Source organism: Streptomyces sp. NPDC005492, from assembly GCF_040605995.1.
Taxonomy (GTDB): domain Bacteria; phylum Actinomycetota; class Actinomycetes; order Streptomycetales; family Streptomycetaceae; genus Streptomyces.
On sequence record NZ_JBEXDX010000001.1, the window covers coordinates 571,342 to 590,686 of the forward strand.

A 19,345-nucleotide genomic window follows, 5' to 3' on the forward strand; every position below is an offset into this window, starting at 1 on the left:
GACAACGCGTCAGGCAGTCACGGCATCCACGGGTTCCGCCCCGGTGCGCCTCGCGCACGCGGTGTGCATCGGCATCTCGGTGAGGCCGGGGAAGTAGACGTGCAGGCTTATGGCCGGTTCGAAGGTGTCGTTGACGACCTCGTGGACGTACCCCGGCGCGAACACCCGCTGCGCGCCCGCCCCCAGCGCGCTCGTGCCCTGCTCGGTGCGCTCGGTCAGGGTGCCGTCCAGGACGGTCAGCACTCCGGAGGAGCGGCCGTGGTCGTGGAGTCCGCTGCCCTGTCCGGGCACCCAGGACAGCAGCCACACCTCGTAGCCGGGTCCGGTGCGCAGCCGGTGGTACCAGCGGGTCGTCGCGTCGTACTCGACGAGGTGTTCCCACTGGGCGCGGTCGGCGGCGACGGAATGTGCCAGGCCGACGAACTCGGCGACGGTGGCCGGGTGTTCGCGCGGGGCCTGGAGGAGGTGCGGGACTTCGAGGATGTCGCCGGCGATCTGAAGGTCGCTGTCGCTGTTCATGGGGGTGCGGTGGTTCCTCGGCGTAAGAAGTAACGGCGGGGGCTGGGTGTCACCAAACAGACAGGCTGGTGGGGCCGGAGCGCGGGGGGCTCAACAGCCGGAACAGCAACAACAGCTACAGCGAGCGTGGGCAGCACCGAGGGACCCGGCAGAGCGGGTCGAGGTGAGTGCCGAGTTCGCGAGCATGCCCACAAGGACAGCGGTTCACACCCGCACTGTCAACTCGACGCTCGCCATGTGGACATGTTTCACCTCATCCGGTTCATCTCGGAGATGAAAGGTTTGTTCAGGAGCCTACCGGGACACATGGCGCACAACCGGGCGCACAAACCCCGGTGGAACGAGATCGAACTCCTGCGCGTCCTCCCCCGTACAGGCTCCGTCCCGGGGTAGGAGGCCCACGAGGGTCTCCTCTGCCTGTCAAGGTTTATGCCGATTTGAACACTTTCCGCTAGGCCTTGGTTCCGCAGAGTGAATAAGGGGCCCAATAGCAGATCTCAGCTTGACTCGCCCGGAGCAGCACACTTGTAATTTCACTCGTGTCGTTCAGCCGACATCGGTAACGGCCACACCACGGGGACGCGAAAGACAGACGAGGGGCGCACATGACCGAGCTGGTGCAGCAACTGCTGGTCGACGACGCGGACGAGGAACTCGGCTGGCAGGAGCGCGCGCTGTGCGCCCAGACCGACCCCGAGTCCTTCTTTCCCGAGAAGGGCGGCTCCACCCGCGAGGCCAAGAAGGTCTGCCTCGCCTGCGAGGTCCGCTCCGAGTGCCTCGAATACGCCCTTGCCAACGACGAACGCTTCGGCATCTGGGGCGGCCTGTCCGAACGGGAACGCCGCCGGCTGAAGAAGGCCGCCGTCTGAACCGGACGTCCGGACCGGACGGCACACCTCGGGACGTACTGAACGGCCCGTCGCGACTGGGTTGTCCACAGGCGGCGGGCCGTCGCCATGCCCAGCCGATAGTGTGGGCGCTCGTCCGAGACGTACCGCTGTCCCCTCGGGACGCGGGAGTCCACCGCAGTCCACCGAACCGGGGCCCGTACCTCGATGTCCGTGCACAGCCACACGGCAGCCCAACACGACGCTGCCACTCCTGAGTTCCCGCGTCACGTGGTGACCGCGGTGCTCGTCTCCCACGACGGCGCCCGCTGGCTGCCCGACGCGCTCGCCGGGCTGCTCGGCCAGGAGCGCCCCGTGCAGAGCGTCATGGCCGCCGACACCGGCAGCGCGGACGACTCCGCCCAGCTCGTCACCGACGCCCTCGGCGCCGACCGCGTGCTCCACCTCGCCCGGCGCACCGGCTTCGGCCAGGCCGTCGAGGAGGCCAACCGCACCGCGCCCCTGCTGACCCCGGACGAACTGCCGTATCTGAAGCGCCCCAGCGGCTGGGACCCCGTCACGCGCACGTGGCGCGACGACGCCTACGACATGCCGGAACTCCCGCACGGCGAGCCCGTCCAGTGGCTGTGGCTGCTGCACGACGACTCCGCCCCGGAACCGGACGCCCTGGCGCAACTGCTGCGGGTCGTCGACCAGGAGTACGAACTGGGCCGCGAGGACGTGGCCGTCGTAGGCCCCAAGCTGCGCGGCTGGTACGACCGCCGGCAGCTCCTGGAGGTCGGCGTCACCATCGCCCACTCCGGCCGCCGCTGGACCGGCCTCGACCGCCGCGAACAGGACCAGGGCCAGCACGACCACGTACGGCCCGTGCTCTCCGTCTCCACCGCCGGCATGCTCGTCCGACGCGACGTCTTCGACGAACTCGGCGGCTTCGACCGCCGGCTGCCCCTGATGCGCGACGACGTCGACCTGTGCTGGCGCGCCACCGCCGCCGGCCATCGCGTCCTGGTCGCCCCCGAGGCGGTCGTACGGCATGCCGAGGCGGCCTCGCGCGAGCGCCGTGCCGTCGACTGCGCGGGCCGCACCGTCGCCTCCCCGCACAAGGTCGACAAGGCCGGCGCCGTCTACACCCTGCTCGTCAACAGCCGTACGGGCGTGCTGCCCTGGGTCTTCGTCAGGGTCGTCGTCGGCACCGTGCTGCGCACCCTCGCCTATCTCGTCGGCAAGGTCCCCGGACAGGCCCTCGACGAGATCCGCGGCCTCCTGGGGACCCTGCTGCGCCCCGAGCGGATCATCGCCGGGCGGCGCAGGCGCGGCACCCCGCAGATCGACAAGGCGGAGCTGCGGCCGCTCTTCCCGCCGCCCGGAGCGACCCTGCGGGCCACCTTCGAGCAGGCCGCCGCCAGCTTCGTCGACACCTCCGACCCCGAGATCACCTCCGGGGCCGGCCGGCACGGCGGCGCGGTCGAGTCCGGACCCGGTGGCGACGACGCGGACTTCCTGGAGATCGAGCAGTTCGCGCGCGTGAAGCGCATCGCCCGCAAGCCCGGCCCGGTGCTGTTCCTGGTGCTGCTGTTCGTCTCCCTCGTCGCCTGCCGCGGCCTGCTCGGCGGCGGTGCGCTCACCGGCGGCGCGATGCTGCCGGCGCCCGGCGACTCCAGCGAGCTCTGGGCCCGTTTCCTGGACTCCTGGCACCCGGTCGGCGTCGGCGGCACCCCGTCCGCGCCGCCGTACCTCGCGCTCGTCGCGATGCTCTCCTCGCTGCTCTTCGGCTCCACCGGCTTCGCGGTCACGGTCCTGCTGGTCGCCTCGGTGCCGCTGGCCGGCTTCACCGCCTACTTCGCCTCCCGACCGCTCGTCGAATCGCGCCTCCTGCGCGCGTGGGCGGCCGTTGTCTACGCCTTCCTGCCCGCCGCCACCGGCGCCCTCGCGGGCGGCCGCATCGGCACCGCCGTACTCGCCGTGCTGCTCCCGCTGATCGCCCGCGCGGGCATCGCCGCCAGCGGCCTCACGCACTCCTCGGGCGCCCGAGGAAGCTGGCGAGCCACCTGGGCCTACGCCCTGCTCCTGACGGTCACCACCGCCTTCACGCCGATCATCTGGCCCATCGCGCTGATCCTCGGCATCGCCCTGCTGGCCGTCCGCAGGGGCGACATCACCGCCTACGGCCTGCGTTTCCTGGCCCAGTTCGGCACCCCGCTGCTGATCCTGGCGCCCTGGTCGCTGACGCTGCTCCCGTTCGGCTTCTTCCAGCAGGCCGGTCTGGAGTACGGCTCCGGGTCCGCGTCCGCCCTCGACCTGCTCGGCGCCAGCCCGGGCGGCCCCGGCACGGTCAGCGGCCTGATGCTCATCGGCATCGTGCTGGCGGCGCTGGCCGCCCTGCTGCGCAGCGAGCGCAACTTCGGCATCTGGACCGCCTGGGGCGTCGCCCTGGTCGGCCTCGTCTTCGCCGCCCTGTCCAACAGCTCCACCTGGGCCGGCCCCGCCACCCTCGTCTACGGCCTCGCCCTCCTCGCCGCCGCCGCGCTCGGCGCGGACGGGGCACGCGCGCGTGTCGCCGAGCAGAGTTTCGGCTGGCGCCAGCCGGTGGCCGTGCTGATCGCCTTCGCCTCGGCAGCGGGCCCGCTGCTCGTCGCCGCCGGCTGGATGATCCGCGGTGCCGACGGCCCCCTGGAGCGCCGCGACCCGACCCAGGTCCCCGCCTTCGTCGCCGAGGAGAGCGGCACCCAGGACCAGGCCCGCACCCTCGTCCTCGACAGCGACTCCGCCGCCCGCGTCGGCTACATGCTGGTGCGCGGCTCCGGCGCCCGCATGGGCGACGGCGAGTTCGCCGCGACGGACGGCGAGAACACCAAGCTCGACAAGGTCGTCGCCAACCTCGTCGCCGGCTCCGGCGCCGACCAGGCCGACGAACTCGGCGGCTTCGCCGTGCGCTACGTCCTCGTCCACAAGGGCGCGCCCCGCGAGGTCAGCCGCGTCCTGGACGCCACCCCCGGCCTCAGCCGCCTCAGCCAGGCCGACGGCAGCGCCCTGTGGCGGGTGGACGCACAGGTCTCCCGCGCGGCCATCGTCGCCGGCAGCGCCGCCCCGAAGTCCGTCGCCGCCGGACCCGTCGACATCCACACCACGATCCCGTCCGGCGCCACCGGCCGCGTGCTGCGCCTCGCCGACTCCGCCGCCGCGGGCTGGACAGCCACCCTGGACGGCAAGCCGCTCACCCGCACCACGGTCGACGGCTGGGCCCAGGGCTTCCAACTCCCCGCCTCCGGCGGCAAGTTGGACGTCACCTACGACGACCCGATCGGGCACACCGCCTGGCTGTGGACGCAGGGCGCACTCGCTCTCGTCCTCGTCGTGCTCGCCCTGCCGGGCCGCCGCCGTGACGTCGACGACGACCTCCCCGAGGAGGAGCTGATCCCGGCCCAGGCGGTCGCCGGCGAGGGCCGCAGGGCCCGCCGCCTGCGCGCCCAGGCGGAGGCCGAGTCCGCCACCGAGACCGACGAGTCCGCGGACACCGGTCAGTTCGACGCCTTCGCCTCGAACACCACACCTCCTCCGGAGGAGGAGGCGGTCGCCGCGATCCCGCAGCAGCAGTCCTACGGCGAGTGGGATGCCGCGAGCTACGCGGGCGCCGAGTACGGCACCTACGGCGGCGACCAGTACCAGGCCGACCAGCAGTACCCGGCGGGCACTTACGACCAGTCGTACCAGGCGGACCCCTACCAGGGCGGCCAGCAGTACGACCCGTACGCCTACGGAGGCCAGCCCCCGGCACCGGCCTACGACCCGACGTACGACCAGGGCTACGACCAGAACCAGGCGCAGAACCAGGGCTACGACCCGAACTACGACCCCGCCTACGACCCGACGTACGACCCGGCCCAGCAGCAGCAACCGCACGGCAATGAGCGCCCCGACGGGAGCCAGCAGTGAACCGCACCACCCTGTCCTTCCTCGTCGGCGTGACCGCGCTCGCCGCCGTCACCGGATTCGCGGAGATGAACGCACCGGCCGCGACCGGCGCCGGCACCGCCAAGGCGGCCGCGGAGCTGCCCGTGGAGCGCACCAGCCTGCTCTGCCCGGCACCCAGTACCTCCGACCTCGCCGACACCTCGTACACGTCCTTCACGCCCGTCACCACGGGCACGGACAGCAGCGGCAAGGCCGAACTCCAGTCCGCGGGCGAGGAGTCGGGTGACGGCACGAGCAGCAAGAAGAAGCCCGCCAAGCCCGTCCTGGAACCCAAGGACCCCGGCACCCCGGCCACCGGCGACAGCTCCGGCGCCGACGCGCCCGCGCTGCTCGGCACCGCCGAGGGCAAGTACGCGCCGGGCTGGACCGTCCAGGAGACCACCGAGGTCGCCGCGGGCACCGGACGCGGCCTCCAGGGCGTCAACTGCACCGCTCCGGACACCGAGTTCTGGTTCCCGGGCGCCAGCACCTCCGCCGACCGCACCGACTACGTGCACCTCACCAACCCGGACGACTCCGCCGCCGTCGTCGACATCGAGCTCTACGGCAAGGACGGCGACCTCAAGTCGACCGTGGGCGAGGGCATCACCGTGGAGCCGCACGCCAGTGAGCCGATCCTGCTGTCCACGCTCACCGACGACAAGGAGACCGACCTGACCGTGCACGTGACCGTGCGCAGCGGCCGGGTCGGTGCCTCCGTGCAGGCCCTCGACGCCAAGCTCGGCGGCGACTGGCTGGCCGCGTCCACCGACCCGGCCGGCAGCCTGGTCCTGCCGGGCATCCCGAAGGACGCCACCTCGGTGCGGCTGATCGCCTTCACGCCGGGCGACTCGGACGCCGACCTGAAGGTGCGACTGTCCTCGCCCACGGGGATGATCACGCCGGCCGGCCACGAGACCGTGCACGTGAAGGCGGGCATGACGACCGCCGTCGACCTGGGCGACGTCACACGCGGCGACCCGGGCTCCCTGGTCCTGACACCGACCGACCAGTCCGTGCCGGTCGTCGCCGCGCTGAAGGTCGTCCGGGGCAAGGGCAGCAAGCAGGAGACGGCGTTCATCCCCGCCGCCGGCCCGGTCGGCGCGCGCGCGACGTCCGCCGACAACAGCGGCAAGGGCTCCACGCTGTCCCTGGTCGCGCCCACCCGCACCGCGACGGTCAAGGTCACCGCGTCCGCGGGCAGCGGCGGCGGGACGCCGGTCTCGAAGACGTACACCATCAAGGCCGGCACGACCGAGGACGTCGAACTCCCGGTCCCCAGCGGCCTGAAGGGCACCTACGCCCTCACGGTCGAACCCCAGTCGGGCGGCCCGGTGTACGCGTCCCGCACCCTGTCGGCGACCGAGGAGGGCGTACCGGGCTTCACGATCCAGACGCTGCCCGACGACCGGGGGATGGTGTCGGTGCCGCAGGCGGACGAGGATCTGTCGGTGCTCCAGAAGTAGCGGTGATGGTGCACGCGCGCGGGGAGGTCAGTCCTCCCCGTAGCGCGGATCGACGGTCTCCGGGGTGAGCCCCAGCAGTTCGGCGACCTGCTCCACGACGATCTCGTGGACCAGGGCGGCCCGTTCGTCGCGTCCCTTCGTACGGATCTCGACCGGCCGCCGATAGATCACCACGCGCGCGGGATGCCCTTCACGGGCGGCGACCGTGCCTCCCAGGGGTACCGACTCGTCGTTCCAGCCCTCGCCCGCGCCACCCAGTCGAGGGACTTCGAGGACCAGGAAATCGATGTCCGCCAACTGCGGCCAGCGTCGCTCCAGGCGCTCCACGGAGTCCTGCACCAGATCCGCGAACGCCTCGGCACGGCTCGCGGCCAGCGGAACCTGGGGCGGCGCGATCGGGCCGCGCATGCCCCGGCCGTGTCGATCGCGACGGCGGGGCCCGGGGCCGGCGGCAGAGGGTGGTACGGGGGTCTCCATCACCGGTGAAGCGTAGTCCCCGCCGGGTCCGCCCGCCCGACGCCACCCGCCGCCGGGCGCTCCGTGCGGCATGTCGCCGGATGACCATTCCAGCCAAGGTTGGGCTCGATTCCGTATGTCTCCAAGACCGTCGCTCTCAAGGCAATTGACGGTGTTTGTGCCGAGTGGTGACCGGGTTCGACCCTGTTCGAGATCTTGGGAAGGGGTGTCCGTGCAGGTCAGCGGCGTGTTACCGGAGATGCGTGTGGGGCGTCTCACAGCTCGACACGGTGGGGTGACCTGGGGGAGAGTCGTCGCGGCCCGCTCAAGAGTGCGGTACCGTCCAACGTCGTGAGCCCTGTACGTCGCTGTTCGCGCACCGCTTGCGGCCGCCCCGCCGTCGCGACGCTGACGTACGTCTACGCCGACTCGACCGCGGTCCTCGGCCCACTCGCCACCTACGCCGAACCCCACTGCTACGACCTGTGCGCCGAGCACTCCGAGCGCCTCACCGCGCCCCGTGGCTGGGAGGTCGTCCGGCTGCTCGACAGCTCCGCTCCGGCCCGCCCGAGCGGCGACGACCTGGAAGCGCTTGCCAACGCCGTGCGCGAGGCGGCCCGCCCCCAGGAGCGGGCGGCCGGGGCCGGCGGCGGAGGCGGAGCCCGCACGGCGGACCCCATGGAGGTCGCCCGTCGGGGTCATCTGCGGGTCCTGCGCTCGCCGGACAACTGACGCTTCCGGTCCCGGAGTTGACGCCCTGCCGTCCTGAGCTGAGGTAACGGTGTGTGGAAGGCTCGGTTGCCGCACGTCGCGCTGTCGGTCCTGACGGGTAGTTTGGGGCGACCGTTGGGACTTTCTGGAGGGTTGGCCGTGTCTGCTGATCTGTCGCAGCTCGTGAAGGCGTACGACGTACGGGGGGTCGTCCCGGACCAGTGGGACGAGTCGATGGCCGAGCTGTTCGGAGCCGCCTTCGTCGAGGTGACCGGGGCGCGCGCGATCGTGACCGGACACGACATGCGGCCCTCGTCCCCCGGCCTCTCCGCCGCCTTCGCGCGCGGGGCGGCGGCGCGCGGCGTCGACGTGACCGAGATCGGCCTGTGCTCCACGGACCAGCTCTACTACGCCTCGGGCGCCTTCGACCTGCCCGGCGCCATGTTCACGGCCTCGCACAACCCGGCGAAGTACAACGGCATCAAGATGTGCCGGGCGGGCGCGGCCCCCGTCGGCCAGGACACCGGCCTCGCCGAGATCCGCGAACTCGTCGAGTCCTGGCTGGACTCGGGCGCCCCGGAGGTCTCCGGCCCGACGGGAACGATCACGAAGCGGGACACGTTGGAGGATTACGCGGCGCACCTCCGCGGCCTCGTCGACCTGACCTCCATCCGCCCCCTGAAGGTCGTCGTCGACGCGGGCAATGGCATGGGCGGCCACACGGTCCCCACCGTGTTTGCCGGTCTGCCGCTCACCCTGGTCCCGATGTACTTCGAGCTGGACGGCACCTTCCCGAACCACGAGGCCAACCCACTCGACCCGGCCAACATCGTCGACCTCCAGGCACGCGTCCGCGCGGAGGGCGCCGACCTCGGCATCGCCTTCGACGGGGACGCCGACCGCTGCTTCGTGGTCGACGAGCACGGCGACCCGGTCTCGCCGTCCGCGATCACCGCGCTGGTGGCCTCCCGCGAACTGGCGAGGAACGGCGGCACGGGCGTGATCATCCACAACCTGATCACCTCCTGGTCGGTCCCCGAGGTCGTCAGGGAGAACGGCGGCACACCGGTCCGCACGCGCGTGGGCCACTCCTTCATCAAGGCCGAGATGGCGAAGGCCGGCGCGATCTTCGGCGGCGAGCACTCCGCGCACTACTACTTCAAGGACTTCTGGAACGCCGACACGGGCATGCTGGCCGCCCTCCACGTCCTCGCCGCGCTGGGCGGCCAGGACGGTCCGCTCTCAGCCCTCGTGGCCCAGTACGACCGCTATGCGGGCTCCGGCGAGATCAACTCCACGGTCGACGACCAGCAAGGCCGCCTCACGGCGATCCGCTCCGCCTACGAGGGCCAGGCCGACCTGACCCTCGACGAACTCGACGGCCTCACCGTCTCCTCCGCCGACTGGTGGTTCAACGTCCGCCCGTCCAACACGGAACCGCTGCTGCGGCTGAACGCGGAGGCGCGGGACGAGGCGACGATGGGGAAGGTGCGGGACGAGGTGCTGGGGATCATCAGGGGCTGACAGCGGGCGGTGCGCTCTCGACGCCGGCGCCCGGCACCCACACCGCGCGCGTGGTGCCAACGGCGGTAACCTGACCAGGCGCCTCCGCGCACCGCGCCGTAGACACCCGCCCCCTGAAGGGACACCCCATGCCGCTCGAAGCCGGCCTCCTGGAGATCCTGGCCTGCCCGGCCTGCCACGCCCCCCTCAAGGAGCAGGACACCGAGCTGATCTGCACCGGCGAGGACTGCGGCCTGGCCTACCCCGTCCGGGACGGCATCCCCGTGCTGCTCGTCGACGAGGCCCGCCACCCCGCGTAACCGACGACGACGCGATCGGAGGCCGCCGCCCATGCTCGACGAATCGCTGCTCGACTCCCCGGAGGCACTGGCCGAGGCCGACCGCCGAGCCCTGCTCCGCGGTGCCGCCGAGGCCGGCGCTCGGGTGCGTACAGCCGCCCGGCACGCCGCCGAGGCAGGCGTCCAGGACCTGAAGCCGGACGGCCGCCCCCGCGCCATCCTGATCGCGGGCCCCGGCGCCGCCGCCACCTGTGTCGCCGACCTGCTCGGCAGGCTCGCCGGCGCCGGCAGCCCCGTCACCCGCCTCGCACCCACCGGCGTGGCCCCCGCGGCCGGTGCCCTGCGCTGGGAACTCCCGGGCTGGGCGGGCTCCGTGGACCTGTTGCTGATCACCACCCCGGACGGCAGCGAACCGGGCCTGTCCCTGCTCGTCGAGCAGGCCTACCGCCGCGGCTGCACCGTCGTCGCCGTGGCCCCGTCCCGCAGCCCCCTCACCGAGGCGGTGGACGGCGCCCACGGCCTCTTCGTACCGATGGCGACCGCGCCCTACGAAGACGACGAACCCCTCGCCGCCTCCGCCCCCGGAGTCCTCTGGGCGCTGCTCACCCCGCTGCTCGCACTCCTGGACCGCACCGGCCTGCTCAGCGCACCTCCCGAGGCCCTGGCGAAGGTCGCCGACCGCCTCGACCAGGTCGCCGAGCGCTGCGGGCCGGCCGTCGCGACGTACAGCAACCCCGCGAAGACCCTCGCCGCCGAACTCGCCGACTCGCTCCCGGTGATCTGGACGGAGGGCATCTCGGCGGGCCCGGCGGGCCGCCGATTCGCCGCCGCGCTCGCGGAGTTGGCCGGCCGCCCCGCGCTCGTCTCCGAACTGCCCGAGGCGCTCGCCGAGCACAACGCCCTGCTGGCCGGACCGCTCGCCGCCGGCGCCGACCCGGACGACTTCTTCCGCGACCGCGTGGACGAGGCGCCCGTGATGCACGCACGCGTGGTGCTGCTCCGGGACCGCCCGATCGGCGGCCTCACCGCCGCCCCGACCGCCCGTGACCTGGCCCTGAGCCACGACACGCCGATCAGCGAGCTGGAGCCCGAGGACGGCGGCGAGTTGGAGACCCTCGCGGAGCTGATCGCCATGACGGATTTCGCCGCCGTTTACCTGGCGCTCGCCTCGGGCGCCTGATCTTGTCGTCGAAGCCCTGACCGCCGTACAAGGGGCGTCGTGGGCGCGAAGCCGCGTCATACCCAAGTCGTACGCAGAGAGAACCGGTAGAGAACCGCATGGACCGCCTCGACAACACGATCCGCCCCTACGCCTGGGGTTCCACCACCGCCATCCCCAAGCTGCTCGGTGTGGAGCAGAGCGGCGAGCCGCAGGCGGAGATGTGGATGGGCGCGCACCCGGGCGCACCCTCGCGCACCGCGCGCGGGACGCTCGTCGACGTCATCGAGGCGGCTCCGGAGCGGGAGTTGGGCGCGAAGGCGGTGGCGAAGTTCGGCCCCCGGCTGCCCTTCCTGCTGAAGATCCTCGCCGCCGGCGCGCCGCTCTCCCTCCAGGTGCACCCCAACTTGGAGCAGGCGAAGGAGGGTTACGCCGACGAGGAGACCCGGGGCATCCCGGTGGACGCCCCGCACCGCAACTACAAGGACGCCAACCACAAGCCCGAACTGATCTGCGCGCTCACGGAGTTCGACGGCCTGTGCGGCTTCCGCGACCCGCTGCACGCCGCCGACCTGCTCGCCGGCCTCGGCGTCGACTCCCTCAAGCCGTACGTCGACCTCCTCCACGCACACCCCGAGGAAGCCGCCCTGCGCGAGGTCCTCACGGCGATCCTCACCGCGGACCCGGAGGAGATGCGGCACACGGTCACCGCGACGGCGACCGCCTGCGCCCGCCTCGGCGGCGACTACGCCCCCTATGCCGGCCTCGCCCACCACTACCCGGGCGACCCGGGTGTGATCGCCGCGATGTTGCTGAACCACGTCCGACTCCAGCCCGGCGAGGCCCTGTTCCTCGGCGCCGGAATCCCGCACGCCTACCTCGACGGCCTCGGCGTCGAGATCATGGCCAACTCCGACAACGTCCTGCGCTGCGGCCTGACCCCCAAGCACGTCGACGTCCCCGAACTCCTGCGCGTCGTCCGCTTCGAGGCCGGCGACCCCGGGGTGCTGCGCCCCGAGGCGTCCCCCGACGGCGAGGAGGTCTACGAGACCCCCATCGACGAGTTCCGGCTGTCCCGGTACGTCCTCGCGGCGGGTGCCGACGCCCACGACCTCACCCTGGACACCCCGCAGATCCTGCTCTGCACGGCCGGTGCCGTGCGGGCGGGCGAGTTCGAACTGGCCCCCGGCCAGTCGGTGTTCGTCCCGGCCGGCGACAAGGCCGAGGTGTCCGGAGCCGGCACGGTCTTCCGGGCCACTGTGATCGTATGACCGGGCCTGTGGATACCTGACGAGCCGTCGCCGGGCAGGGCTGCAAGAATGGCCCACCGGCAAAGGACGGGCAAAGACGGCCGGACGGCCACTGGCAGACGTACGAAGGCGAAGGGACACCGCGAACACATGAGCGCGTCAGGCGGCACCAGGGCGATCGTGGCGGCACTCGGCGCCAACCTCGCGATCGCGGCATCGAAGTTCGTGGCGTTCGCCTTCAGCGGCTCGTCCTCGATGCTCGCCGAGGGCGTCCACTCCCTCGCCGACTCCGGCAACCAGGCACTGCTCCTCATCGGCGGCAAGAAGGCCCAGCGCGAGGCCACTCCGCAGCACCCCTTCGGCTACGGCCGCGAGCGGTACATCTACGCCTTCCTCGTCTCCATCGTCCTCTTCTCGGTCGGCGGCATGTTCGCCGTCTATGAGGGCTACGAGAAGATCAAGCACCCGCACCAACTGGAGCACTGGTACTGGCCGGTGGGTGTCCTGGTCTTCGCGATCATCGCCGAGGGCTTCTCGTTCCGTACGGCCATCAAGGAGTCGAACGAACTGCGCGGCGCGCACTCCTGGTCCCAGTTCATCCGCCGCGCCAAGGCCCCCGAGCTGCCGGTCGTCCTCCTGGAGGACTTCGGCGCGCTCATCGGCCTGGTCCTCGCCCTCGGCGGCGTCGGCATGGCGCTGCTCACCGACGACGGCGTCTGGGACGGCATCGGCACGCTCTGCATCGGCATCCTGCTCATCCTGATCGCACTGGTCCTGGCCGCCGAGACCAAGTCCCTGCTGCTCGGCGAGTCCGCGGGCATCGAGGACGTCCAGAAGATCGAGGCCGCCGTCGTCGACGGTCACACGGTCACCGGCATCATCCACATGCGCACGCTCCACCTCGGCCCCGAGGAGCTGCTCGTCGCCGCCAAGATCGCCGTCCAGCACGACGACACGGCCGCCGAGGTCGCCACCGCGATCAACGCCGCCGAGTCCCGCATCCGCGAAGCCGTCCCGATCGCCCGCGTGATCTACCTCGAACCCGACATCTACAGCGAGTCCGAGGCCTCCAAGGGCCCGGACCGCGAGGCGACCCCCGGAGGCCCGGCCCAGCACCCCGCCGAGCACTGAGTCCGCACAGGTCCTAGACCTGCTGCACGTGCCACGGCGCGACCGGCGCCGCCTTCCGCCGCCGTACGACGAACGCGGCGATGCCCAGGCCGATACCGACCAGGGCGAGGGCGCCGCCGCCGATGACGGCCGTCCCGATGACGAGACCGACCGTACGGTCGTCGGTCACCCGGTCCCGGACGGCCGACTCGGCCACCGTCCCGTCGTGGTCGCTCGCGAAGAACCGCGAGTCCCGCGCGTCCGCACGGTTGTCACCGAGCAGGAACAGCCGCCCCTTCGGGACCCGCACGTCGTACGTCTTGTGCAGGCCGTCGACATCGCCCTGGTTGACATAGGGCTCCACCAACGGCTTTCCGTTCACGGTGATCCGCGCGTCCGTGCCCGAGCCCGTGCAGCACACCACGCGGTCGCCGCCCACCCCGACGACCCGCTGCAGCACACTCCCGGTGAACCCGTAGCGGTCCGGCGCCGAGAACAGCACGACGTCACCGCGGTGCACCGCACCGCCGTCGACCTTCTCGAAGATGATCCGGTCGCCCGGCTTGTACGTCGGCGCCATGCTCTGACTGTTGACGGTCGAACTCCCGTAGAAGTTCCGTGCATACGCGAGGGAACCGACCACCAACACCACCCCCAACAGCCCCACCACGACAGCCGTGACCCCGAGTGCCCGCCCCTTGCCCGACATCGTTTCCCTCCCCATGCGGCACTTCCGCGGCGCCGAGGCTAGCGGGTGCCTGTGAACAGGCTGTGCGGGCCCGCAGGCGCGAAGCATCCTGCCGTCGCTCTCCCGCGCACCCGGTCCGACACCGGTTGCCCGCCCGAGTTCGGCTGGATCTGTCCGAAGCGGGCTGGGGGCGGAAGGGCCCACCGGTGTAGCTTGGGACGGAGCCAGACGTCGCTGCTGATGGCGGTCGGGCGGTCCCACCGCGGACCGACCGAGGGAGAGAGGGCCTCCGACGGACTGCGCTGCGTGTACGCGGGCATTCCTGTGCCCTCCTTCGGGCACTCCTGTGTCCGTCGCCGCGCAGACCAGCCGTACCCACCTCGCCCCAACCCCGAGGAGCACCTCGCAATGACGACTGTCGACAACCGACAGGACTTCAAGGTCGCCGATCTCTCCCTGGCCGAGTTCGGCCGCAAGGAGATCACCCTCGCCGAGCACGAGATGCCCGGCCTGATGTCGATCCGCAGGGAGTTCGCCGCCAGCCAGCCGCTGGCCGGCGCCCGCATCATGGGCTCGCTGCACATGACCGTGCAGACCGCCGTCCTGATCGAGACCCTGGTCGCCCTGGGCGCCGAGGTCCGCTGGGTGTCCTGCAACATCTTCTCCACCCAGGACCACGCGGCCGCAGCCATCGCCGTCGGCCCGAACGGCACGCCCGAGAACCCGCAGGGCATCCCGGTCTTCGCCTGGAAGGGCGAGACCCTGGAGGAGTACTGGTGGTGCACGGAGCAGGCGCTGACCTGGCCGAACACCCCCACCGGCGGCCCGAACATGATCCTGGACGACGGCGGCGACGCCACCATGCTCGTCCACAAGGGCGTCGAGTACGAGAAGGCCGGCAAGGTCCCCTCCCTCGACACCGCCGAGTCCGACGAGCACCGCGTCGTCCTCCAGGTCCTGCAGCGGACCATCAGTGAGGGCTCGCAGAAGTGGACCCAGCTCGCCTCGGAGATCCGCGGCGTGACCGAGGAGACCACGACCGGCGTGCACCGTCTCTACGAGATGCACCGCGACGGCACCCTCCTGTTCCCGGCGATCAACGTGAACGACGCCGTCACCAAGTCGAAGTTCGACAACAAGTACGGCTGCCGCCACTCCCTGATCGACGGCATCAACCGCGCCACCGACGTCCTCATCGGCGGCAAGACCGCGGTCGTCTGCGGCTATGGCGACGTGGGCAAGGGCTGCGCGGAGTCCCTGCGCGGACAGGGCGCCCGAGTGATCATCACCGAGATCGACCCGATCTGCGCACTGCAGGCGGCGATGGACGGCTACCAGGTCACGACGCTGGACGAGGTCATCGACAAGGCCGACATCTTCGTCACCACGACCGGCAACAAGGACATCATCATGGCCGCGGACATGGCCAAGATGAAGCACCAGGCGATCGTCGGCAACATCGGCCACTTCGACAACGAGATCGACATGGCCGGCCTCGCGCAGATCCCCGGCATCGTCAAGGACGAGGTCAAGCCGCAGGTCCACACCTGGACGTTCCCCGACGGCAAGGTCCTCATCGTGCTGTCCGAGGGCCGCCTCCTGAACCTGGGCAACGCCACCGGCCACCCCTCGTTCGTGATGTCCAACTCCTTCGCGGACCAGACCCTGGCCCAGATCGAGCTGTTCACCAAGCCCGAGGAGTACCCGACCGACGTCTACGTGCTGCCCAAGCACCTCGACGAGAAGGTCGCCCGCCTCCACCTGGACGCGCTCGGCGTGAAGCTGACCACGCTCCGCCCCGAGCAGGCCGCGTACATCGGCGTAGAGGTCGACGGCCCGTACAAGTCGGACCACTACCGCTACTGATCCAGCGACCCCGCCCGCTGTGACCGCGTCCGTGCACTGAACGCGGTCACAGCGACCAGGTCCACCGAGACAGGCCCCCGCACCCCCGTGCCGGGGGCCTGCCCTTTTGGCTCCTTCAGCCGGACCGGCCCGTCAAGACCCAGGACCCCGATGCCCCGCGGCCGATATTCGCTCCACGATCCGCACGATCACACCCCCTTCGCAGACGAACACTTCCAGTGCGCCCCCGGCCCGTCCGGCTGGCGCTACGTCTCCCAACTCACCACCCCGTCCGGCGAGCACAGCGGCTCCGTCGACCTCACCCTCGACGAACTCGGCCGCCCCATCCGTCTGGAGCTCCACGCGGCGGGCTGGCAGGTGCGCGGCGCCGCTCTCGACGGCGTCACCTGGGTCCGCACCGACCCCACCGGCACCGATGCCACCGAAGGCAATGTCCGCGCCCACGCCTTCACCGGCACCTCCCCCGCGTTCCTCATCGCCACCACCCGTCTCCTGCGCCTCACCCCTTCCTCCGCCGCGACCCGCGTCCGCCTCGTCACCTTCACGGACCCGGTCCTCGCCCCGCGCACTGTGGACCAGTCCTGGGCCTTGCTGAAAAGAGAAACACACGGCACTGACAACGGCCCTCTGACCGTGGACGAATACCAGGTCACAGCCCTGGACACGGGCGAGCAGCACGCCGTGCACATCGCCGGAGACGTCGTGCTCGCGGCACCCGGCATCGAGTTGGAGGAGTTGGAGTCGCCGCCGTCGGTCTTCGGCTGAGCGGCGTCGTGACGGGCCGTTCGCGGAGGAGACGATCCGGCCCGGTCAGGCGGGCGGCGCGAAGCCGGTGGAGGGCCGGGGTTCGGCCGGCGACGAGTGCGGAGTGCTGGGCGCGGGCGCGACCGGCTCGATTCCCGTGCCGCCCGCGGTGGTGGGCGGGGGAGTGGCGGGGGGCTGCCAGGCAACAGGAGCAGGCGCGGGAGCGGAACCGAACGGTTGTTGAGGCGCCGACGACGGCTGGACCGCCGGGTTGCCGAACGCGCCCGGCACACCGGCCCCGCCGGACCAGGCCCCGCCGACGGGTGCACCCCCGCCCGCACCGTTCCCGAAGGTCCGCCGCACATCCCGAGCCTGCCGCTCCTGCACCACCGCCGCCAAATACGCGGCCGGCGGAACACCCTGCGGCGCCGGGGCACCCGTACGCGCCACGAGGTCCGTGGCGAGCCGCTCGGCCATGGCCCAGCCGACCTGCGGATCCAACTGCTGCATCCGCGTCAGGTACTGCCGGATGGCCAGCCACAACCCGTCGGGAACGGCGGACAGATCAAGCTCCGCGAAACGTCCGGACAGCCACGGCGGCGGCGGAGGCACGAAGGCCGTCTGCCCAGCGGGCACCCTCTCCCGTACGACCAGAGTGCCCGCGAACACATCACCGAGCCGTCGACCGCGCGCCGAGACGAGCGAGGCGATACAGGCGACGACTCCGAAGGTCATCAGGATCTCGACCACGCCCATCGCACCCCGCACCAGCGCGTGCCGGAACCGGATCGGTCCGCCGTCGTCCCGGACCACGCGCAACCCGAACGCCAGCTTCCCGAGCGAACGCCCATGGCTCAGCGTCTCCACCGCTATCGGCCCGCCCACCAGCACCAGCACGAAGGCCGCGATCGACAGTGCGATCTGGGCGGCATCGTCCAAAGAGGCCGTGGAAAAGATCAGCGCCACGGTCACGCCGGTGTAGGCGGCCATGGCCACGATCAGATCGAGCATCACCGCCAGCGCCCTGCTGGGCAGCCTCGCGGGGCGCAACTCCAGCGCCACCGCCTCGCCCGTCACCAGCTCACTCACGCCCGCCGCCCTTTCCCCTGCTCTGCCCCCGGAACAGTCAGTCTGCCAAGCTGAGGGCACATCGCGCCCCAGTACGACAAGCTGATCCCCGACCAGCAGTCGACGAGCAGCCGAGGAGCAGGCACCAGATGGACCTCGACGTCTTCGTCTCGGCCCACCGAGCCGAGTGGGACCGCCTCGACGCGCTGCTCCGCCGCCAGCGTCGCCTCAATGGCGCCGAGGCCGACGAGCTCGTGGCCCTGTACCAGCGCACGGCCACCCATCTCTCCCTGATCCAGTCCAGCGCCCCGGACCCCCAGCTCACCGGTCGGCTCAGCCAACTCGTGGCACGCGCGCGTAGTGCGGTGACAGGAACGCGTCGCGCCTCCTGGCGCGATGTCACGCACTTCCTGGGGCACAGCTTTCCGGCTGCGGTCTACAAGGCGCGCCACTGGTGGGTTCCCACCGCCCTGTTGTCGACCGTGATCGCGGTGCTGCTGGGCTGGTGGATAGGCACCCACCCCGAGGTGCAGTCCTCCATAGCGGCCCCGAGCCAACTGCGTGAACTCACACGCCCCGGTGGCGAGTACGAGACCTACTACTCCAGCCATCCGGCAGCCGCCTTCGCGGCGCAGGTCTGGACGAACAACGCCCAGGCCGCCGCTATGTGTCTGGTCCTGGGTGTCTTCCTGGGCCTACCGGTCCTCTGGATCCTCTTCGAGAACTTGCTCAACCTCGGGGTCGGCATCGGCCTGATGTCGTCGGCCGGCCGGCTCGACACGTTCCTCGGCCTGATCCTCCCGCACGGCCTGCTCGAACTCACGGCGGTCTTCGTGGCGGCGGGCACGGGGATGCGCCTCGGCTGGACCCTCGTCGACCCCGGCCCACGCTCGCGCCGCACGGCCCTCGCCGAGGAGGGCCGAGCCGCCGTGGGCATGGCGATCGGCCTGGCCCTGGTCCTGTTCGTCTCCGGTGCCATCGAAGGCTTCGTCACCCCGTCAGGCCTTCCCACGTGGGCCCGCATCGCCATCGGCGTCATCGCCGAAGGAGCCTTCCTGACGTACGTCTACGTCCTGGGCGGCCGTGCCGTACGCGCCGGTGAGACGGGCGACGTTGAAGCGGCCGAACGCAGCTCCTCCGTACCGACGGCCGCCTGATGTGCGGGCACTCCCGCTGAACTGCTAGTCTCCTCTTCGCCCCACAGAAGCCGTTGACACGGACCGGTCGGGGAGGTAGATTCGAACAGTTGCCTAGAACTGGATCTGATCCGGTCGGTGACGGTGAGTGTCTATCTGCTTCTTGAGAGATCGATTTCAAAGAAGCCACACTCCCGATGAATCGGAAAAGCGGCTGGTAAGTCCGGCCCCGAACTTCTGATAAAGTCGGAACCGCCGGAAAGGGAAACGCGGAAGCGAAAACCTGGAAAGCGCCGAGGAAATCAGAAGCCGGAAACGGTCTGATAGAGTCGGAAACGCAAGACCGAAGGGAAAAGCCCGGAGGAAAGCCCGAGAGGGTGAGTACAAAGGAAGCGTCCGTTCCTTGAGAACTCAACAGCGTGCCAAAAATCAACGCCAGATATGTTGATACCCCGTCTTCGGTCATACGGCCGGGACGAGGTTCCTTTGAAGAACACATACAGCGAGGACGCTGTGAACCGTCGGATTATTCCTCCGATGGTTCCGCTCTCGTGTATGTCGACCGGATATC

The 19,345-nt window shown here is 71.0% G+C and carries 16 protein-coding genes; 12 read left to right on the plus strand and 4 right to left on the minus strand.

The annotated features are described in order from the left end of the window. Window positions 1-9 precede the first annotated feature (9 nt). The gene (locus ABZT04_RS02660; RefSeq protein WP_356052071.1) at window positions 10-519 is read right to left on the minus strand and encodes a cysteine dioxygenase family protein; all 510 of its coding nucleotides are present in this window, start codon (window positions 517-519) and stop codon (window positions 10-12) included. A 605-nt stretch (window positions 520-1,124) separates the two neighbouring features. Between ABZT04_RS02660 and ABZT04_RS02665 the strand changes: the two genes are divergently transcribed. The 3 genes from ABZT04_RS02665 (at window position 1,125) to ABZT04_RS02675 (ending at window position 6,784) form a co-directional block, all read left to right on the plus strand. Then, a complete protein-coding gene (locus ABZT04_RS02665) occupies window positions 1,125-1,388 on the plus strand; it encodes a WhiB family transcriptional regulator (protein ID WP_003975777.1) in 264 nt (87 codons plus the stop codon). 186 nt (window positions 1,389-1,574) lie between these two features. After that, window positions 1,575-5,300: a glycosyltransferase gene (locus tag ABZT04_RS02670; RefSeq protein ID WP_356052073.1), complete on the plus strand. Its 3,726-nt coding sequence runs from the start codon at window positions 1,575-1,577 to the stop codon at window positions 5,298-5,300. Further along, window positions 5,297-6,784 (plus strand): DUF5719 family protein, encoded by a 1,488-nt coding sequence (locus ABZT04_RS02675; protein WP_356052075.1) that lies wholly within the window; start codon window positions 5,297-5,299, stop codon window positions 6,782-6,784. The genes ABZT04_RS02670 and ABZT04_RS02675 overlap by 4 nt, the downstream gene beginning before the upstream one ends. A gap of 27 nt (window positions 6,785-6,811) precedes the next feature. Here the strand turns inward: ABZT04_RS02675 and ABZT04_RS02680 are convergent, their stop codons facing one another. After that, on the minus strand, window positions 6,812-7,261 hold the full coding sequence (locus tag ABZT04_RS02680; protein ID WP_356052141.1) for a metallopeptidase family protein: 450 nt from the start codon (window positions 7,259-7,261) through the stop codon (window positions 6,812-6,814). Between the two features lie 279 nt (window positions 7,262-7,540). Between ABZT04_RS02680 and ABZT04_RS02685 the strand changes: the two genes are divergently transcribed. The 6 genes from ABZT04_RS02685 (at window position 7,541) to ABZT04_RS02710 (ending at window position 13,293) form a co-directional block, all read left to right on the plus strand. Further along, on the plus strand, window positions 7,541-7,972 hold the full coding sequence (locus ABZT04_RS02685) for a DUF3499 domain-containing protein (RefSeq protein WP_078532602.1): 432 nt from the start codon (window positions 7,541-7,543) through the stop codon (window positions 7,970-7,972). A gap of 138 nt (window positions 7,973-8,110) precedes the next feature. Next, window positions 8,111-9,475, plus strand: coding sequence for a phosphomannomutase/phosphoglucomutase (locus ABZT04_RS02690; RefSeq protein WP_356052077.1), 1,365 nt, complete (start codon window positions 8,111-8,113; stop codon window positions 9,473-9,475). 128 nt (window positions 9,476-9,603) lie between these two features. Beyond that, window positions 9,604-9,774, plus strand: coding sequence for a Trm112 family protein (locus ABZT04_RS02695; protein WP_019072213.1), 171 nt, complete (start codon window positions 9,604-9,606; stop codon window positions 9,772-9,774). Window positions 9,775-9,805: 31 nt separating this feature from the next. Next, window positions 9,806-10,933, plus strand: a complete 1,128-nt coding sequence (locus ABZT04_RS02700) for an SIS domain-containing protein (protein ID WP_356052079.1) — start codon at window positions 9,806-9,808, stop codon at window positions 10,931-10,933. A gap of 98 nt (window positions 10,934-11,031) precedes the next feature. After that, window positions 11,032-12,183, plus strand: coding sequence for a mannose-6-phosphate isomerase, class I (gene manA, locus ABZT04_RS02705; RefSeq protein WP_356052081.1), 1,152 nt, complete (start codon window positions 11,032-11,034; stop codon window positions 12,181-12,183). Window positions 12,184-12,312: 129 nt separating this feature from the next. Further along, window positions 12,313-13,293, plus strand: coding sequence for a cation diffusion facilitator family transporter (locus ABZT04_RS02710; protein WP_356052083.1), 981 nt, complete (start codon window positions 12,313-12,315; stop codon window positions 13,291-13,293). A 13-nt stretch (window positions 13,294-13,306) separates the two neighbouring features. On the opposite strand, the gene lepB is transcribed toward ABZT04_RS02710, so the two are convergent. Beyond that, a complete protein-coding gene (gene lepB / locus ABZT04_RS02715; protein ID WP_356052085.1) occupies window positions 13,307-13,981 on the minus strand; it encodes a signal peptidase I in 675 nt (224 codons plus the stop codon). Between the two features lie 387 nt (window positions 13,982-14,368). Here lepB and ahcY point away from each other — a divergent pair, with 387 nt between their 5' ends. Beyond that, complete coding sequence (gene ahcY / locus ABZT04_RS02720) at window positions 14,369-15,826, plus strand: adenosylhomocysteinase (RefSeq protein ID WP_356052087.1); 1,458 nt, start codon at window positions 14,369-14,371, stop codon at window positions 15,824-15,826. 150 nt (window positions 15,827-15,976) lie between these two features. Continuing rightward, on the plus strand, window positions 15,977-16,591 hold the full coding sequence (locus ABZT04_RS02725; protein ID WP_356052089.1) for a hypothetical protein: 615 nt from the start codon (window positions 15,977-15,979) through the stop codon (window positions 16,589-16,591). 45 nt (window positions 16,592-16,636) lie between these two features. Here ABZT04_RS02725 and ABZT04_RS02730 read toward each other — a convergent pair whose 3' ends face one another. After that, window positions 16,637-17,659, minus strand: a complete 1,023-nt coding sequence (locus ABZT04_RS02730) for an RDD family protein (RefSeq protein WP_356052092.1) — start codon at window positions 17,657-17,659, stop codon at window positions 16,637-16,639. 128 nt (window positions 17,660-17,787) lie between these two features. Here ABZT04_RS02730 and ABZT04_RS02735 point away from each other — a divergent pair, with 128 nt between their 5' ends. Then, window positions 17,788-18,795, plus strand: a complete 1,008-nt coding sequence (locus ABZT04_RS02735) for a stage II sporulation protein M (protein ID WP_356052094.1) — start codon at window positions 17,788-17,790, stop codon at window positions 18,793-18,795. Window positions 18,796-19,345 lie beyond the last annotated feature (550 nt).

Bases quoted from the DNA above. Each gene is read 5' to 3' on its own strand.
- ABZT04_RS02710 (WP_356052083.1), top strand. From the start codon at position 12,313: ATGAGCGCGTCAGGCGGCACCAGGGCGATCGTGGCGGCACTCGGCGCC.
- ABZT04_RS02670 (WP_356052073.1), top strand. From the start codon at position 1,575: ATGTCCGTGCACAGCCACACGGCAGCCCAACACGACGCTGCCACTCCT.
- lepB (WP_356052085.1), bottom strand. From the start codon at position 13,981: ATGTCGGGCAAGGGGCGGGCACTCGGGGTCACGGCTGTCGTGGTGGGG.
- ABZT04_RS02725 (WP_356052089.1), top strand. From the start codon at position 15,977: ATGCCCCGCGGCCGATATTCGCTCCACGATCCGCACGATCACACCCCC.
- ABZT04_RS02695 (WP_019072213.1), top strand. From the start codon at position 9,604: ATGCCGCTCGAAGCCGGCCTCCTGGAGATCCTGGCCTGCCCGGCCTGC.
- ABZT04_RS02735 (WP_356052094.1), top strand. From the start codon at position 17,788: ATGGACCTCGACGTCTTCGTCTCGGCCCACCGAGCCGAGTGGGACCGC.
- ABZT04_RS02680 (WP_356052141.1), bottom strand. From the start codon at position 7,261: ATGGAGACCCCCGTACCACCCTCTGCCGCCGGCCCCGGGCCCCGCCGT.
- ABZT04_RS02700 (WP_356052079.1), top strand. From the start codon at position 9,806: ATGCTCGACGAATCGCTGCTCGACTCCCCGGAGGCACTGGCCGAGGCC.
- manA (WP_356052081.1), top strand. From the start codon at position 11,032: ATGGACCGCCTCGACAACACGATCCGCCCCTACGCCTGGGGTTCCACC.
- ahcY (WP_356052087.1), top strand. From the start codon at position 14,369: ATGACGACTGTCGACAACCGACAGGACTTCAAGGTCGCCGATCTCTCC.
- ABZT04_RS02665 (WP_003975777.1), top strand. From the start codon at position 1,125: ATGACCGAGCTGGTGCAGCAACTGCTGGTCGACGACGCGGACGAGGAA.
- ABZT04_RS02660 (WP_356052071.1), bottom strand. From the start codon at position 519: ATGAACAGCGACAGCGACCTTCAGATCGCCGGCGACATCCTCGAAGTC.